Consider the following 658-nt stretch of genomic DNA (forward strand, 5'->3'; position numbering starts at 1 on the left):
ATTTTGTTAAATTTTAAATTTTAATATAGAAAAATAAGACAAATTTAAATCGCAGTGTTGCAAAACTTTAGACTTTTTTAAAAATTAAATAATTTAACTATTTAGATCAATATTTAGATTGATCTTTTTTTTGTTTTAAGGAGGCCCAAAATGTTAAATAAATTAAATATTGAACTTGAAACTAAGGTTCAAACTTTTTTATTAGATTCACAAAATCTTAAATTACGTGATGAAATTTATAATTTATGCGCAAAACCACTGAGATCAATAGCGAGAAAATTTAAATTACCACCAATGCTTGAACGTAATGATTTAATTCAAGAAGGTTATTTATGTTTTTTAGATGACGCAATTAAAAAATATCAGGATAATTTAAGTAATTTTATGACATTTTTTTATATTCGAGCACGAACAAAAATGCGGAATTTAGTTTCTAAAACGGTTGGCCTTAAAACCAATAGAGTTAAATATAAAGATTCAATTATTAAATATATTCAATATCACGCAACCGACACTGAAAAAGATAAAGATTATTTTCAATTAATTCAAAAAAATCTTAATCCGCATCAATGTTCGAAGTGTTAGGTTTTTGTTGCTTAATTTTAAAATAAAAAATTGTTTATAACAACGGAACAGTGTATTAGGGCTTATAGTAATA

1 protein-coding gene is annotated in these 658 nt (G+C 23.6%); it reads left to right on the forward strand.

The window, feature by feature from the left end; all coding sequences use genetic code 11:
• The first annotated feature begins 150 nt into the window (after window positions 1-150).
• Window positions 151-585 carry a sigma factor gene (locus V9D86_RS02275; RefSeq protein WP_334331186.1) on the forward strand — a complete coding sequence of 145 codons (435 nt, stop codon included), beginning with the start codon at window positions 151-153 and terminating at the stop codon, window positions 583-585.
• Window positions 586-658 lie beyond the last annotated feature (73 nt).

Origin of the sequence: Candidatus Phytoplasma prunorum, assembly GCF_036924415.2 — a bacterium.
GTDB lineage: Bacteria > Bacillota_I > Bacilli_A > Acholeplasmatales > Acholeplasmataceae > Phytoplasma > Phytoplasma prunorum.

What these genes read in the sequence shown, in the direction of transcription:
- V9D86_RS02275 (WP_334331186.1), top strand. Translation starts at nt 151, where the DNA reads ATGTTAAATAAATTAAATATTGAACTTGAAACTAAGGTTCAAACTTTT.